We start from the raw sequence: 14115 nt of genomic DNA, 5'->3' as shown, positions 1-14115 counted from the left end.
TGGAGCCTAAGAATTAGAAATATTAAACATTACAGAGCATTTCAATACGGGTGTGCTTTCAATTAAGCCCGATAACTCCTCTTAAGAGGTGGGTATAAAAGCTGAAAATAAGCAATTTATCATCAGCTAATTTCTCTTTTTCTAAGCCCAATACACCTTTATCATTAGTACAAAAGCAATCCAAAAAGAGTTCCGGGGGAGAAGCCGAATTGAAATCAATCATTCAACTGTTGCATTTTGGCTATCATCAGGCGATGAGCTGCCTATTTCCTGTTGCGATATTCATAACGTTAGCTCTCTCTAACGCCATAGAGCTATCTTTCATTCCTCGTTATGATGCTATCCTGCTTATCTTGCTTGGCATACAATATATGATGTACCGCAGCGGACTAGAAACGCGCGATGAAATCAAAGTCATCTGCCTATTTCACCTTATTGGCTTGGCTCTCGAGCTATATAAAGTGAGGATGGGATCGTGGTCATACCCTGAGTTCGGATATACGAAGCTGCTGGGTGTCCCACTCTACAGCGGATTCATGTATGCAAGCGTAGCAAGCTTTATGTGCCAAATATGGCGGAGACTGAAAATGGACATGACCGGCTGGCCTGGATTTACACCTTCGCTCCTGCTGGGCGGCGCGATCTACTTCAACTTTTTCACCCATCACTTTATTCCTGATTTCCGTTGGTGGCTGACGGGGCTTGTCTTTATTGTTTTTTGGAGGACATGGATCATCTATCGGGTGAGAGCTACAACTTATCGAATGCCCTTAGCGCTCGCCTTTATTATTGTAGGCTTCTTTATTTGGCTTGCTGAGAATATCGCCACATTTTTTGATGCTTGGAAATATCCTAACCAACAGCAAACCTGGCAGCTCGTTAGTTTCAGTAAGATCAGCTCCTGGTTCCTGTTAGCCATCATTAGCGTCATCATCGTCGCCCAGCTTAAGCATGTAAAGGCCAGTCGAACAAAGAGCGATTCTTGATCCTGTGAAGCTTAGCCTTCCGAATTGCCACAAACAGACTTGTACATATACAATAAGAACAGATTCTGACAAGTTTCATATCGACAGGAGGATATTAGATGCCGCAATTAATTTTCAGAGGAATCCCAGCCGAGGGCATACGTGCAATTAGCATACCGCTTGTAGAGGAGATGGCTGCCATATGCAACTGTGGAACGGATAATTTCACTTTAGAGTGCCTGCATGTCACCGCTATATTCGATGGGAAATATACCGACTCGTACCCTGTCATCGACGTATGGTGGTTTGAGCGGGGGGATGAAGTGCGCGATAAGATGGGCGAGGCGATTGATAGGCATGTCCGGTCGCTTGGTATACCCGATCTGGAAATATCCTTCAGAGTTGGCCGCGAGGATAATTTCTATATGAATGGCCGCCGTTATAATACCTAGCTGAAAAGGGCAGGTTCGGGGAAGTTACACTCGATTCTCCACAAACAAACAAAGTACATCGCTTCATGAACGATGTACTTTGTTACGTATACAAGCTGACTATGGCGGCTCATTATTTGGATCTGGATAATAAATATAAAAAACACCGATCAGCCCTGATGTCGGCAACACCCACTTGTGATTGCTCCCCACCAGCCTGCGCGCCATATGGGGAGCGATCAGCACAAAGTTCATCTGATTCTGATCCATCTTCAGCGTTAGCATAAGTGTCATGGCGCCATACCCACTTCCGAGCGCCACCCCCGTTAAAATTAACCTCAGACGACCAAGCTGCGACGGTGCTTATTGGCGTGCGCTCAACAGTTTCTTTGTATTAGCTGTCGCACTTCATATTACACTCCGTCAAAATAAAATAAGCTATGAGGAGGCTAACTTAGTGAATAAGAATCAATTGATTTCCAGGTGGAAGCCAGAGCAGATCACTGCCGTCAACGAGGCATTGGCTGCCGTATCAGGAAAACAAAACTTGCACAAAAAAGACCGCTCGTTTCCTTCTTCCCCTTTCGGCCAAACCTCTACCGGATTAGAGGATTTTCGAGGGGTTGTTTTGACTGAGTCCATGCAGTATATCACCGTACAAAACCTCGATCTATCCTACGCACTTTTCAAGCCAGACAGCGGTCTGATCTACTCTACTTTTATAAATTGCCGTTTTGATGGGGTCAAACTGGATGGCAGATTCATTACGAAGATATTCAAATATTGTTCATTTCATAAAGCAATTCTCAAGAATGCTGCATTTGGCGAGCGGTTTGAAGATTGCGATTTTGCAGGCAGCAATTTGAGCCATACGAAAGGAAGAGACGTATTGTTTATCCGTTGCCGTTTCTTGGACGCTAACTTTCGCGGTGCTCATCTCATGTATTGTACATTCGAGGAATGTCTCTTTGCAGGAGCAAAGATGAATAACGGATCTTTAGCCGGCAGCAGGTTTATAGGAGAGGCACAACATCTCCCCGATTGGGGAACCATGATCATTGACCACGTCAAGGTTAATGGAGCAGTTCTTGCTGTTGATCGCGAAGTCCATGCTTCGCCCGATTACATCAGAGAGACTTTAGAAAGACGTGATGATAAAAATTAATTTTGCGGGAAGCTGGAGCAATTGGATTGGATTTCCTATGGGAAGAATCCGATAGCCGTAGATTCGCTAACTTGCATTGCAACATAGCTCATGTTATACTTCCAATATCAGCTACCTTGTATTGCAATATAGCCTCCTTTTTATAGCACAAGTAGTTTGAAATGCAAATAGCAAGGAGGGATTATGACTTGGATAGTCAGATGCTGAAGGGCTTGCTGGAGGGCTGCATACTTTCAATTATTTGGGAGAAGGAGGTATACGGATATGAGCTGAGCGAGAAGCTGCATGAGGCAGGACTGACAATGGTCAAGGAAGGAAGCATTTACCCGCTACTGCTGCGCATGCAAAAAAATGAGCTCATTGTAGGAACGATGAAGCCCTCTGCAACTGGTCCTGACCGAAAATATTATCGTCTTACTGCCAAGGGTGAACGCGCCTTGCAGTTGTTCGATGAAAGCTGGGCACAGTTATACATGGCTATCGCTTATTTAAGGAGGAATCGCGATGAACACCAAGCAAATGATTCTGTTGAATAATGAACGCCGCAAGCTTTTGAGCGACGAGAATTTGGCCGCTTATGAGAATGCTATGGTTTACATCCGACTGAATGCCCGATCCGAATATATTACGGAAAGCGTCTTGCTTGAGCTGCTTGAGCATTTAATTGAAGCACAGCAGCATGGAAAAAACGCTCAGGATGTTTTTGGCGATGATCTTCAAGCTTACTGCGATACACTAATTGCCAACATCCCTCATCAAAGCAAGCAGTCCTGGGTGCTTGATGTGCTCAATTACACGGCCATTCTGCTAGGTTCGCTATTTGCCGTACAAACGATCGTTCAACTGCTCTCTTATTTCATTCCCTCTCTTAAAGTGGAGCAAATCAGTATGGTGCCCATTCTGATCATAGTCGCTTTAGGCGGAATTGTTATACTTGTGCTGTTGTATGCACTTAAGACTACTGTCTTCGGGCCCAAATCCTGGCTTATTCTCGGCGGCGTCACTTATATCTTAGCAATCGCCATCTATGTATATTCAACCTTTCTGTTTAAGGATGTCTGGACAGTACCCATCAGCTTCTGGTCCAGTTTGGCTTTCACGGCTGTCATGTTCGCCTTATCGTGGCTGTTCAAGCAGCTATCCAGCAAAGCTGACCAAACACTGACCCGTTCCTGATCACCGTCATCCTCAAGCAGCCGCTTGGGGATCTTTTTTCGCCAATAATATCCCTTCCATCTGCGGAGTCACATGCGATTACGTGTCCAGTGTCATATTGACCCCGCTATGAAGACCTCTTAAATCGAACCTAATATGAAATAAAGCATGAAAAAAAATGCGATGACGTACATCGTTATAGATACTTCTTTCCTTCGACCCGTGACCAGCTTCATAATCGGGTAAGCAATGAACCCAAACGCAATCCCATTCGCAATACTAAAGGATAGCGGCATAATCGCCATCATTAGATAAGCTGGAAAAGCTTCTGTGAAATCATTGAATGGAATCTCCTTGATGCTCTGAAACATAAGGCAGCCAACAATGATGAGCACAGTAGCAATCGCACTATTCGGGATTATTTTGAAAAGCGGAATGAGAAACAATGCAGGAATAAACAGAATTCCCGTTGTAAAAGAGGTTAGTCCCGTTCTCCCGCCTGATGCAATGCCTGTTGCAGCCTCGGCTGCTGTCGTCATCGGACTGCAGCCCAATAGCCCTGCACTTACAACCGAAACGGAGTTAGCCTGAAAGGACTTACGAAACTTCGCTTTGTCTGGAAGCATCCCTAGCTGCGCTCCCATATTCTGAAAAATAATGACCATTGATAAAGAAAAAACAGCTATCCAGAAATTAAGCGTACCGATCCCACTAAAATCCATGGCAAAAAACAGCTCTCCGTACCCGTTAAAGGAAATGCTAAAATCACGCAAAGTTGAAAAATCAACGATACCAAGCAGCGCACCAATGCCTGTGCCTGCGATAATAGCAATTAAGAAGCTGCCTTTTACATTTCGCATGAAAAGCGGTATCGCGATCAATAAAGTCAATATAGTCGTTAGAGCATGGGGGTCACTAAGCTTCGCCAAGGTAACGAAAGTTCCTTCGCTTGCAACGATGATTCCCCCATTTTTCAATCCTAGGAAAGCAATAAAAAGACCAATTCCTGCGGTCATAGCGTTAATCATGGACGCCGGGATCGAACGCGATAAATAGTCTGCCCCTTTCGTTACCGCAGTTAACATAAATACAATACCCGCCAAAAATACAGCTGCAAGTGCTTGCTGCCACGTAAGTCCTAAGGAGAATACTAATGTAAAAACAAAAAATGCATTGTCCCCCATCCCAGGGACGAGAATTAACGGTGAATTCGCCCAAAGAGCCATCAGCATACAACCGATAAAAGAGCAGATGACCGTAACAATCGTTGCTGCTTCATAGGGCATGCCGGCTAGCTGCAAGATGGCTCCATTCACCGCAATGATATAGGCAACCGTCATAAATGAAGTCGTTCCTGCAACTAATTCCGTACGAACCGTCGAATTTTCTTTTTTTATATGGAACAGTTTCTGTAATCGGCTTTCCAATGTATAACCACCTTTTATCGTTTCCCAACATCATAAGGCTCGCCTAATGCTTTCGGTGAACGAGCTTTCCCTACTGCTCCAATTAATACGAGTAATGTTAGAACATATGGAAGCATATAGAAGAACTCATTTGGAATGCTAGCAGCAAACTCAAAGATTTGCAATTGGTCCTTTGCTGCCTGGGCTAACCCAAAAAATAATGAAGCAAGCATCACACCAATAGGATTCCATTTTCCAAAAATAACAGCCGCAAGCGCAATATAGCCTTGTCCTGAAATGGTATTAAAAGCAAAGTTGCCATTCGACGTAAGTACAATCGTTGCTCCGCCGAGCGCGGCAAGCGATCCGCTTAGAATAACAGCGAGGTAACGCGTGCGATTTACTTTTATGCCAACCGTATCTGCAGCACTTGGATGCTCGCCAACAGAGCGAAGCCTGAGCCCGCCTGAGGTCTTAAACAAATAAAAGAATAGGACAATGACTAGCGCAATCGCAATATACGTCGTCGGATAAGCATTGAAGAATACATTGCCTATGAATGGAATATCGCTTAAATAAGGAATGGTCACCTTATGAAAAACTGATGTTAGAAGCGGTGTTTCCGCTGATCCGTCAAAAAGTAATTTGACGAAAAAGAACGTTGAGCTTGCTGCAAGAATATTGATGACAACCCCGCTCACAACCTGATTCGCCTTGAACGTAATGGAGGCAACCGCATGAATGCTAGAAAAAATAATTGTAAATAGGAAGGCTCCGAGTAAGCCTAACCAAGGTGAGAAACCGCCAAAGCCTGCTATTTCTGCATAATGGGCCGTTATTGCCGAGAAAAAGGCTCCAGATACCATAAACCCTTCTAGTCCAATATTAATGACTCCTGAGCGTTCGGAAATGAGTCCACCGAGTGCAGCAAAGATAAGGGCAGTTGAGAATACGAGCGTCCCATTCAGTAAATTGCCAATTATCTCCATCTGTCACACCTTCTTCTTTGATTTTAGTTTAATCATCCGGGAAAGCAGTTTAACAATGCCTGGTGCAGCAACAAAAAAGATAATAAATGCAATAATCATCCGAATGATTTCGCCTGGCACCTCTGCGCCAAAGCTCATGCCTTGTGAACCATAGGTAAGGCCTCCTATCAGAGACGCAGAGAGGAATACACCAAGTGCACTATTGCCGCCAAGCAAAGCTACCGCTATACCATCAAAACCGAGGCCAGATGAAACCGAGTTGATCGCCACATAGTTAAACACACCTAACACTTCAAAGGTACCAATCAAACCGCCAAATACGCCAGAAATAAACATGGTACGAACCATAACATTCGAGACCTTCATTCCTGCATATTTAGCAGCATCAGAATTAAGTCCAACCGCTCGCAGCTCATAGCCCCATGTGGTCTTGGTTAAATAGATGTGATAGAAAACAACCGCTAGGATCGCAATCAAAAATCCCCAATGGATACGTGCGCCATCCATCAGCTCAGAGAGCCAGCTAATCTGAATACTGGCAGAGTCATGGATCAATGCGGATCGTTGTGTTCCTGCTTGCGGAATGAACGTTCGAATAATGTAATTCGCCAAATAAAGCGCAATAAAATTAAGCATGATGCTGGTAATTACTTCATTAATGCCACGTTTGGCCTTGATATAACCCACAAGCGCTCCCCACATCCCGCCAAGCAAGGCACCAACCAGGACAGCCAGCAGCGCATGCAGCAGAGGTGGAAGGCTAAACTGTGTGCCTACAATTAAGGCACCCAACGATCCCATAATAATCTGACCGTCTACACCAATATTAAACATCCCAGAACGAAAAGCGATCGCTACGGCTAAGCCGCTCATTATAAGCGGTACAATTGTACGCAAGGCCTCTCCGAAATCGTAACGGCTGCCAACTATTTTATCGATTAGGGATTTATAGGCCAGCACTGGATCGTAGCCGCCGATCCACATAATAAGGGCACCTAATAGTAAACCCATAATAATAGCAACAAGAGGGAGAAGTGCTGATTCTCGCCTGAAAATACTCATTATTTTATTCATGAATGCCTTCTCCTTCATGCTTGCCTGCCATCATCATTCCTAATTGCTGATCATTCGTTGTTTCTGGCGTTGTTTCTCCAACCAGTTGTCCGCCGAATAGGACCAGAATACGATCTGCCACATTGAGTATTTCATCCAGCTCAAACGATATCAGCAAAACAGCCTTGCCTTGATCACGTTCTGCAATTAATTGTTGATGCACAAATTCAATCGCGCCTACGTCCAGCCCTCGCGTAGGTTGTGCCGCTATTAAGACCTGTGGGTTTTTATCAATTTCGCGTGCGATAATGATTTTTTGTTGGTTGCCTCCTGACATCGAACGAACGGATGTATCAATGCCTGGTGTGCGTATATCAAACTCGTTCACTAAACGTGCTGCCATGTCATCCATCGTTTTCTTATTAATGAACCCATGCTTGCTTATTTCTGGTTGATAATAGGTTTGTAAAATTGTATTCTCACTGACAGAAAAGTCCAGAACGAGTCCATGTTTATGTCGATCCTGCGGAATATGTGACATTCCCGCTTCAGCAATCGTACGTGGAGCAAGATTGGCGATGCTTTTGCCTTGCAACCAAATTTCACCTGAACGTATGCTTCGCATACCCGTTAACGCTTCGATTAGCTCTGATTGACCATTGCCGTCTACACCAGCAATACCGACAATCTCACCCGCCCGCACAGAGAAGCTGAGATTATTAACAGCAGCCTTGCCGCTGCTGCCTTGAACCATCAAATCTTTTATTTCCAATAATGCTGTTCCAGGGTTAGCTGCACTTTTTGCAGTCTTAAAATTAACTTCTTTACCCACCATCTTTTCTGCTAATTGCTGCGCATTGCTCTTAGCTACTTCCACGCTTTCAATCCGCTTACCGCGCCGAATAATGGTGCAGGTATCTGCTATCTCCATAATTTCCTTAAGCTTATGTGTAATGAGGATAATAGATTTGCCCTCAGCGACAAGACGCTTCATAATAGCCAGTAATTCTGTAATCTCTTGTGGAGTTAACACCGCAGTCGGCTCATCGAAGATTAGAATATCTGCTCCACGGTATAGTGTTTTTAATATTTCTACACGCTGCTGCATCCCTACGCTGATCGATTCAATGGTTGCCATTGAATCGACATCTAGCTTATAACGTTCCGAAAGTTCCTTGACCCTTTGGCTTGCTCCTTTAATATCAATCTTCATACCCTTTTTGGGTTCCATACCGAGAATGATATTTTCCGTTACCGTAAAGGGCTCTACCAGTTTAAAATGCTGATGCACCATCCCAATCCCGAGCTCAATCGCCTTGTTTGGACTATCCATCAGCTCATGCTTCCCATTCACATGAATTTCGCCTTCGTCTGGCTGATATAAACCGAATACGATACTCATTAGGGTGGATTTCCCTGATCCATTTTCCCCGAGCAAAGCATGAATTTCTCCACGCTTTAATTGCAAGCTAATCGAATCGTTAGCGACAACGCCGGGGAATCTTTTGGTTATCCCTTTCAGCTCTAACACGACATCTGCCTTAGTCATATAAGACCCTCCCCGAATATTCGTCCCCTCTCTAGTAAAGACAATAATAGAGGAGGGGACGAAATCGCATTATTTTTCCGGCACGACGATTTCACCATTGATTATTTTCGTGCGATATTCCTCGACCTTAGCAAGAACTTCTGGCGCTACATTAACTTTCGAATTGGGAGCAATATCGACTCCATTTTCTTTGAGGCCCATTACTGTTACTTTCCCCGCCGGGAAATCACCCTCAGCTAATTTTTTTGAAGCTTGGTAAACAGCCTCATCTACTTTTTTGATCATTGAAGTTAATGTCACATCATCTCCGAACGTTAAAGATTGATCTTTATCCACACCAATGACCCATACTTTTCCGCCCTTGCTATTGCGTTCCTTCGCTTCGTTAAATATACCGTTACCTGTTAGTCCTGCTGCATGGAATATGATATCTGCACCATCGTTATAGATTGTAGAAGCTGCAGATTTGCCCATATCTACCCGGTTGAATAGCCCTGTATAATTAACGATTAATTTCGCATCTGGATTTACAGCTTTTATTCCTTCACGGAAGCCCGCCTCAAATCGTTTAATAACAGGAATATCCATGCCGCCTACAAAGCCAATTTTATTTGTTGTGGTCGTTAGACCTGCGATAACACCGACAAGGAACGAACCTTCTTGCTCCTTAAAAGAGATAGCTGCTACATTCGGCAGCACGAGGTCAGAATCGATAATTCCAAACATCTTATCTGGATTTTCTTTGGATAGCTGGGTTACTGCATCGGCTAAAGTAAAAGCAGTTGCCCATGTTAAATCATAGTTTGCTTTGACAAATTGATTTAAGTTAGGTACAACATCGCTATCTGTTTTTGGTTCCAGGTATTTCACTTCAAAGCCAAAATCCTTATTTAATTTCTGCAACGCTTCCCACGCACTTTGGTTAAAGGATTTATCATTTACACTGCCAAGATCGGTAACCATTCCGACTTTCAGCTTTTTGAGCTCTTGTTTATTATCCGTACCTGCAGCGCCTGCGTTATCGGCTTCGCTTTTGCTGCCATTTTGACCACATGCTGTTATGACTAGTGTGAAAATCAGTATTAAAGGCAATAATGCTTTCATTGTTTTTCTCATTGTGAATTCCCCCTAATGTTTTATTCCTCGTTATTGATTTGATTTATCAACAATGCCAAGAAGCTTTCCCCGATAGCTGGTTTAGTGACCATGAAATTTTCTGCAATCGTTGCCGCCAAATCAGCAAATGTGCTTCTTGTCCCGATAGAAATGGCGTTCGTCGCTAATAATGGGTTGTAAATCAAAATGGGCACGTATTCCCGGGTATGGTCGGTTCCTGGCGCAGTAGGATCGTTACCATGATCAGCCGTAATGATAAGCAAGTCTTTGTCTCCGATTTGCTGCATAAGCTCTGGTACATACTGATCGAACTCTTCAAGGCAGGCAGCATATCCTTTAGGATCGCGACGATGACCGTATAAAGAATCAAAATCAACTAAGTTTGTGAATAACAATCCGTTAAAAGGTCGATTCAGCAGGTTAATCGTTGCTGTGATACCATCCAAATTACTCTTTGTTGGATAGGATTCACTAATTCCTTGTCCTGAGAAAATATCGTTGATCTTCCCGACTGAAATAACATCGAGACCTTCATTCTTGAGATGATTAAGTACGGTTTCTCCAAAAGGTTCGAGGGCATAATCATGCCGATTAGGTGTACGCTTATAAGCGCCTGGCTCACCGATATAAGGCCTCGCTATGATTCGGCCAACCACGTAAGGATCATTCAAGGTTAGCTCCCTTGCAATTTCACATGCGTGATACAGCTCATTTAATGGAATAACATCCTCATGAGCTGCGATCTGGAATACGCTGTCTCCGGAAGTATAAACAATCCATGCGCCCGTTCGGAGCTGCTCTTCTCCATACTCGTCCAGAATCTCAGTTCCAGAAGCTGGCTTGTTTCCAATCACCTTGCGACCTGTCATTGCTTCAAACTTCCCAATCAGTTCCTCTGGAAATCCGTCGGGATATACTTGAAAAGGCACCTTTACCTCGAGCCCCATCAGTTCCCAATGACCCGTCATTGTATCTTTGCCTACCGATACCTCCGCCATCTTGCCATAACATGCTAGAGGATTATCCGCTTGAGCAATTGAGGCTAGCGGTACAATATTACCTAGACCCAGTGCTGTTAGATTCGGCAATTTCATGTCCGGTACTTGCGTGCAAATATGTCCTAATGTATGGCTGCCTTCATCTCCGAAGTCTGGAGCATCTGGTAATGCGCCAATCCCAACACTATCTAGCACAATCACGTTTATTCGCTCGAATTTCATTTATAGTCCTCCATTCTCAAAAAAAGCTATAATATGGCATTTCTATAATCCACGTCATCCATGCTACAATACATTTCTAGCCATTTCGTAATCTCTTACCTTTGAGCTGCCTAAATACTGTAATGGGAAAGGACAACTGCTTATGATCGACAACATCGCAGACATCTCGATTTTCTCGGACATTCCTAAGGATGAATTACAAAAAATAACCCCATTGCTTAAGGAACGGCGATTCAAAAAGAATCATGTTCTCATGTTTGAAAATGACCAAAGTGACGAAGTTTTTCTTATTCGATCAGGTATGATCAAGATTTATCGCATGTACGAAGGAAAAGAAGTCGTTCTAAGCATTACTAGTGCCGGCGATATCATTGGAGAAGTAGAAGCCCTCTCCAGCGACAATCATCGGATCTCATCCATAGAAGCCTTAGAAGACGTCAACGTTTGGCTGCTGTCAAAGCGAGATTTCCTACAGCTTGTAGATCAACATCCTTCTATCCTGCGAAACGCTTATAAAATTCTTGTAGTGCGAACTCGTATGCTCAATCGCATGATTCGTTATTTGACCTTCCATGACGTACGTGGAAAAGTAGTTAATCTCATTATGGATCTCTATTACAACTATGGAGTCGCCAGTGATAACGCATACAAAATTGATTTCAAAATTAATCAATCCTTGTTCGCCAACATGCTTGGAGTCACGCGAGAATCTATATCCAAAACGCTGGGTGAGTTTCAAGCCGAAGGGCTGATCGACATTCGTGATAAGTACCTCTACCTCCTTGATAAGGAAATGATAGAATCGATCTGTAACGTAACAGAAGAGCTACCTACAATGCGTAAGTGGCATAACATCTAGCGATGCCGTGTACTTAATATTACAAATGACAGCGCTTTATTTCCGTTACTGCGCTAACAGTTATTCTGTGAACCAGTTCACAAAAGTAACGTAATCCCTTTAACATCATGTGAATATGAATCATGCTATGATTCTCGTGCATTCTATTTTGTAATACACGAGAAGAACCATTGGAGGGAATTCACATGAGTTTTCATATCGAAGCAAAGATTGGCGAAATTGCAGAATCCGTCTTATTACCTGGAGATCCGCTGCGTGCAAAGTATATTGCGGAGACCTTCCTCGAAGATGTAATCTGTTACAACAATGTCCGTGGCATGTTAGGCTTTACAGGAACCTACAAAGGTAACCGAGTATCGATTCAAGGTACAGGAATGGGCATGCCTTCTGCAGCCATATATATTCATGAATTAATCAACGATTATGGTGCAAAAAATCTCGTTCGTATCGGTACATGCGGCGCTATTCAACATGATGTTAATCTCCGCGATGTTCTTATTGCGCAAGCAGCGGCTACCGATTCGGCTATTATTCGCAACCAGTTCCCTGGATTTGACTTTCCTCAGATTGGGAGCTTTGATTTAATCAAAACCGCTTATGAAATTGGTGAGGGCAAAGGCCTTAACCTTCGCGTAGGGAACGTGCTTTCCTCTGATATTTTCTACACAGAAGATAAAGATATAGTTACAAAGCTTGGCCGACATGGCGTATTGGCAGTAGAAATGGAAACAGCCGCACTTTATTATTTAACGGTTAAATTGGGTGCCAAAGGCCTCAGCCTCCTAACGGTAAGTGATCATATTCTTACTGGAGAAAAAACGACTGCACAAGAGAGACAAACTACCTTCAACGATATGATTGAAGTCGCATTAGAAACCGTAGCTAAATAGCTTGCGCTGTTGTCATCAGAAACCTGTCACAGCTCGATAACTTATAGATTTGATTAAAAAAGGGCTCGATTCCACTTCGGAATCGAGCCCTCTTCTCTGCCTGCCTATGTTACACTAGGGTGAAAAGGAGGGGCCATTATTGAATAAACAAAAAATCGTGATTATTGGCGCAGGGATTGTCGGGGCATCCATGGCCTATCATCTAGCAAAACAACATCAAGATGTAACCGTAATTGAACGACACCCCGCTGCTGCTCGTGAAGTCACGGACAAATCCTTTGCCTGGATACATACGACTCATAGGGTGGCTCCCCAGTACAGGCATTTATACGATGCTGCTTTGAGAGAATATCATGCGCTTCAGCAAGAGCTGCCCGAATTGCACATTCATTGGCACGGGGCACTGACTTGGGGTAATCCGCCCCTAGAGGAGCAACTCCAGCTTCAACAATTGAATCGGAAGCAGCTTGAGGAATTGGAACCTAATCTGAAGGAATACCCGGATTATGCGATGTTTGCCAGTGAAGAAGGTGCGGTGGACCCGATAGGGCTGACGGAGCAGTTGTTGAGCAAAGCGCGTGAGTACGGAGCAAAGGTTCAGTTCGATACCAACGTTACACAACTGCAGCAACAAAATTCCCGCATAGTAGGCGTCCATACGTCCAAAGGTTTTCTGGAGTCGGATGTCGTGGTATTGGCCGCAGGCACGGGGGTACCCGAACTTTGCGACCCGTTAGGCTGTCCCGTTCCGATAACGCCGTCTCCTTCCATTCTGATTCGAATGAAAACTCCAAATAGGCTAATACACACATTAATCTCAAATGCGCAATTTGAAGCGCGTCAACTGACGGATCATACGCTGCTGGCTGCAGAAGATTATATCGACGAGTCGGTGGAAAACGGACCAGAGGCGGTCGGCAAGCGAGCGTTTGAGACATTGCGTCGCAGTCTACAGGGCGGAGAGCAATTGGAACTGGAAAGCATCAAGGTTGGGATGAGACCAATGCCTGAAGACGGCTACCCGATCGTGGGCTTCCATGATCATATGAAAGGACTTTATCTGGTGGTGATGCATTCTGCCATTACGCTGGCGCCGTTGATTGCGCGTCTGGCTGCAAGTGAACTAATCGAACGGGAGTCCAGAAGCGAATTAGACCCTTGTCGGCTCTCCCGATTTTAGGACCATTAGAGACAACAAGAAGCCAATTACTTCAGCTTCTTATCTGCCCAAGAATCCTATGTGGAAAATACTTAATGTTGGAACCCGGTGATAGCGGTAGGTACGGTATATGGTTTTGTTTTTATAAAGTGGATTTG

General features: G+C 44.1%; 16 protein-coding genes. 8 read left to right on the top strand and 8 right to left on the bottom strand.

The window, feature by feature from the left end; genetic code table 11:
• Positions 1-58: 58 nt before the first annotated feature.
• Positions 59-223: a hypothetical protein gene (locus tag AC50YO_RS12240; RefSeq protein WP_494847158.1), complete on the bottom strand. Its 165-nt coding sequence runs from the start codon at positions 221-223 to the stop codon at positions 59-61.
• Between AC50YO_RS12240 and AC50YO_RS12235 the strand changes: the two genes are divergently transcribed.
• Both AC50YO_RS12235 and AC50YO_RS12230 read left to right on the top strand, forming a co-directional pair.
• Positions 210-986 carry a DUF817 domain-containing protein gene (locus AC50YO_RS12235; RefSeq protein WP_494847157.1) on the top strand — a complete coding sequence of 259 codons (777 nt, stop codon included), beginning with the start codon at positions 210-212 and terminating at the stop codon, positions 984-986. The genes AC50YO_RS12240 and AC50YO_RS12235 overlap by 14 nt on opposite strands.
• Positions 987-1084: 98 nt before the next feature.
• Entirely contained in the window at positions 1085-1417 is a 333-nt protein-coding gene (locus AC50YO_RS12230; protein WP_494847156.1) for a DUF1904 family protein, read from the top strand.
• Between the two features lie 99 nt (positions 1418-1516).
• Here AC50YO_RS12230 and AC50YO_RS12225 read toward each other — a convergent pair whose 3' ends face one another.
• Positions 1517-1690: an iron chelate uptake ABC transporter family permease subunit gene (locus AC50YO_RS12225; protein WP_494847154.1), complete on the bottom strand. Its 174-nt coding sequence runs from the start codon at positions 1688-1690 to the stop codon at positions 1517-1519.
• Between the two features lie 163 nt (positions 1691-1853).
• Here AC50YO_RS12225 and AC50YO_RS12220 point away from each other — a divergent pair, with 163 nt between their 5' ends.
• The 3 genes from AC50YO_RS12220 to AC50YO_RS12210 all read left to right on the top strand — a co-directional run bounded on the left by AC50YO_RS12220 (position 1854) and on the right by AC50YO_RS12210 (position 3737).
• Entirely contained in the window at positions 1854-2561 is a 708-nt protein-coding gene (locus AC50YO_RS12220; protein ID WP_494847152.1) for a pentapeptide repeat-containing protein, read from the top strand.
• A 188-nt stretch (positions 2562-2749) separates the two neighbouring features.
• Positions 2750-3097 carry a PadR family transcriptional regulator gene (locus AC50YO_RS12215; RefSeq protein WP_494847150.1) on the top strand — a complete coding sequence of 116 codons (348 nt, stop codon included), beginning with the start codon at positions 2750-2752 and terminating at the stop codon, positions 3095-3097.
• Complete coding sequence (locus AC50YO_RS12210; protein WP_494847148.1) at positions 3066-3737, top strand: DUF1129 family protein; 672 nt, start codon at positions 3066-3068, stop codon at positions 3735-3737. Before AC50YO_RS12215 ends, AC50YO_RS12210 begins: the two co-directional genes overlap by 32 nt.
• A 119-nt stretch (positions 3738-3856) precedes the next feature.
• On the opposite strand, the gene AC50YO_RS12205 is transcribed toward AC50YO_RS12210, so the two are convergent.
• From AC50YO_RS12205 to deoB, 6 genes are all read right to left on the bottom strand, one after another.
• The gene (locus AC50YO_RS12205; protein WP_494847146.1) at positions 3857-5143 is read right to left on the bottom strand and encodes an NCS2 family permease; all 1287 of its coding nucleotides are present in this window, start codon (positions 5141-5143) and stop codon (positions 3857-3859) included.
• Between the two features lie 14 nt (positions 5144-5157).
• Entirely contained in the window at positions 5158-6111 is a 954-nt protein-coding gene (locus AC50YO_RS12200; RefSeq protein ID WP_494847145.1) for an ABC transporter permease, read from the bottom strand.
• Positions 6112-6114: 3 nt separating this feature from the next.
• A complete protein-coding gene (locus tag AC50YO_RS12195; protein WP_494847143.1) occupies positions 6115-7185 on the bottom strand; it encodes an ABC transporter permease in 1071 nt (356 codons plus the stop codon).
• The gene (locus AC50YO_RS12190) at positions 7178-8713 is read right to left on the bottom strand and encodes an ABC transporter ATP-binding protein (protein WP_494847142.1); all 1536 of its coding nucleotides are present in this window, start codon (positions 8711-8713) and stop codon (positions 7178-7180) included. The genes AC50YO_RS12195 and AC50YO_RS12190 overlap by 8 nt, the downstream gene beginning before the upstream one ends.
• Positions 8714-8782: 69 nt before the next feature.
• The gene (locus AC50YO_RS12185; protein WP_494847141.1) at positions 8783-9829 is read right to left on the bottom strand and encodes a BMP family lipoprotein; all 1047 of its coding nucleotides are present in this window, start codon (positions 9827-9829) and stop codon (positions 8783-8785) included.
• 20 nt (positions 9830-9849) lie between these two features.
• Positions 9850-11049 (bottom strand): phosphopentomutase, encoded by a 1200-nt coding sequence (deoB, locus tag AC50YO_RS12180; protein ID WP_494847139.1) that lies wholly within the window; start codon positions 11047-11049, stop codon positions 9850-9852.
• Positions 11050-11191: 142 nt separating this feature from the next.
• Between deoB and AC50YO_RS12175 the strand changes: the two genes are divergently transcribed.
• The 3 genes from AC50YO_RS12175 to AC50YO_RS12165 all read left to right on the top strand — a co-directional run bounded on the left by AC50YO_RS12175 (position 11192) and on the right by AC50YO_RS12165 (position 13978).
• On the top strand, positions 11192-11908 hold the full coding sequence (locus AC50YO_RS12175; RefSeq protein WP_494847138.1) for a Crp/Fnr family transcriptional regulator: 717 nt from the start codon (positions 11192-11194) through the stop codon (positions 11906-11908).
• A gap of 185 nt (positions 11909-12093) precedes the next feature.
• Positions 12094-12798: a purine-nucleoside phosphorylase gene (gene deoD / locus AC50YO_RS12170; RefSeq protein WP_494847136.1), complete on the top strand. Its 705-nt coding sequence runs from the start codon at positions 12094-12096 to the stop codon at positions 12796-12798.
• A 139-nt stretch (positions 12799-12937) separates the two neighbouring features.
• Complete coding sequence (locus tag AC50YO_RS12165; protein ID WP_494847135.1) at positions 12938-13978, top strand: NAD(P)/FAD-dependent oxidoreductase; 1041 nt, start codon at positions 12938-12940, stop codon at positions 13976-13978.
• Positions 13979-14115: the final 137 nt, after the last annotated feature.

The sequence above is a fragment of the Paenibacillus sp. J22P59 genome, assembly GCF_059383895.1.
This window is presented reverse-complemented; position numbering and strand designations above follow the sequence as displayed.

Bases quoted from the DNA above. Each gene is read 5' to 3' on its own strand.
- AC50YO_RS12240 (WP_494847158.1), bottom strand. From the start codon at position 223: ATGATTGATTTCAATTCGGCTTCTCCCCCGGAACTCTTTTTGGATTGC.
- AC50YO_RS12230 (WP_494847156.1), top strand. From the start codon at position 1,085: ATGCCGCAATTAATTTTCAGAGGAATCCCAGCCGAGGGCATACGTGCA.
- AC50YO_RS12225 (WP_494847154.1), bottom strand. From the start codon at position 1,690: ATGACACTTATGCTAACGCTGAAGATGGATCAGAATCAGATGAACTTT.
- AC50YO_RS12210 (WP_494847148.1), top strand. From the start codon at position 3,066: ATGAACACCAAGCAAATGATTCTGTTGAATAATGAACGCCGCAAGCTT.
- AC50YO_RS12200 (WP_494847145.1), bottom strand. From the start codon at position 6,111: ATGGAGATAATTGGCAATTTACTGAATGGGACGCTCGTATTCTCAACT.
- AC50YO_RS12195 (WP_494847143.1), bottom strand. From the start codon at position 7,185: ATGAATAAAATAATGAGTATTTTCAGGCGAGAATCAGCACTTCTCCCT.
- AC50YO_RS12190 (WP_494847142.1), bottom strand. From the start codon at position 8,713: ATGACTAAGGCAGATGTCGTGTTAGAGCTGAAAGGGATAACCAAAAGA.
- AC50YO_RS12185 (WP_494847141.1), bottom strand. From the start codon at position 9,829: ATGAGAAAAACAATGAAAGCATTATTGCCTTTAATACTGATTTTCACA.
- deoB (WP_494847139.1), bottom strand. From the start codon at position 11,049: ATGAAATTCGAGCGAATAAACGTGATTGTGCTAGATAGTGTTGGGATT.
- AC50YO_RS12175 (WP_494847138.1), top strand. From the start codon at position 11,192: ATGATCGACAACATCGCAGACATCTCGATTTTCTCGGACATTCCTAAG.
- deoD (WP_494847136.1), top strand. From the start codon at position 12,094: ATGAGTTTTCATATCGAAGCAAAGATTGGCGAAATTGCAGAATCCGTC.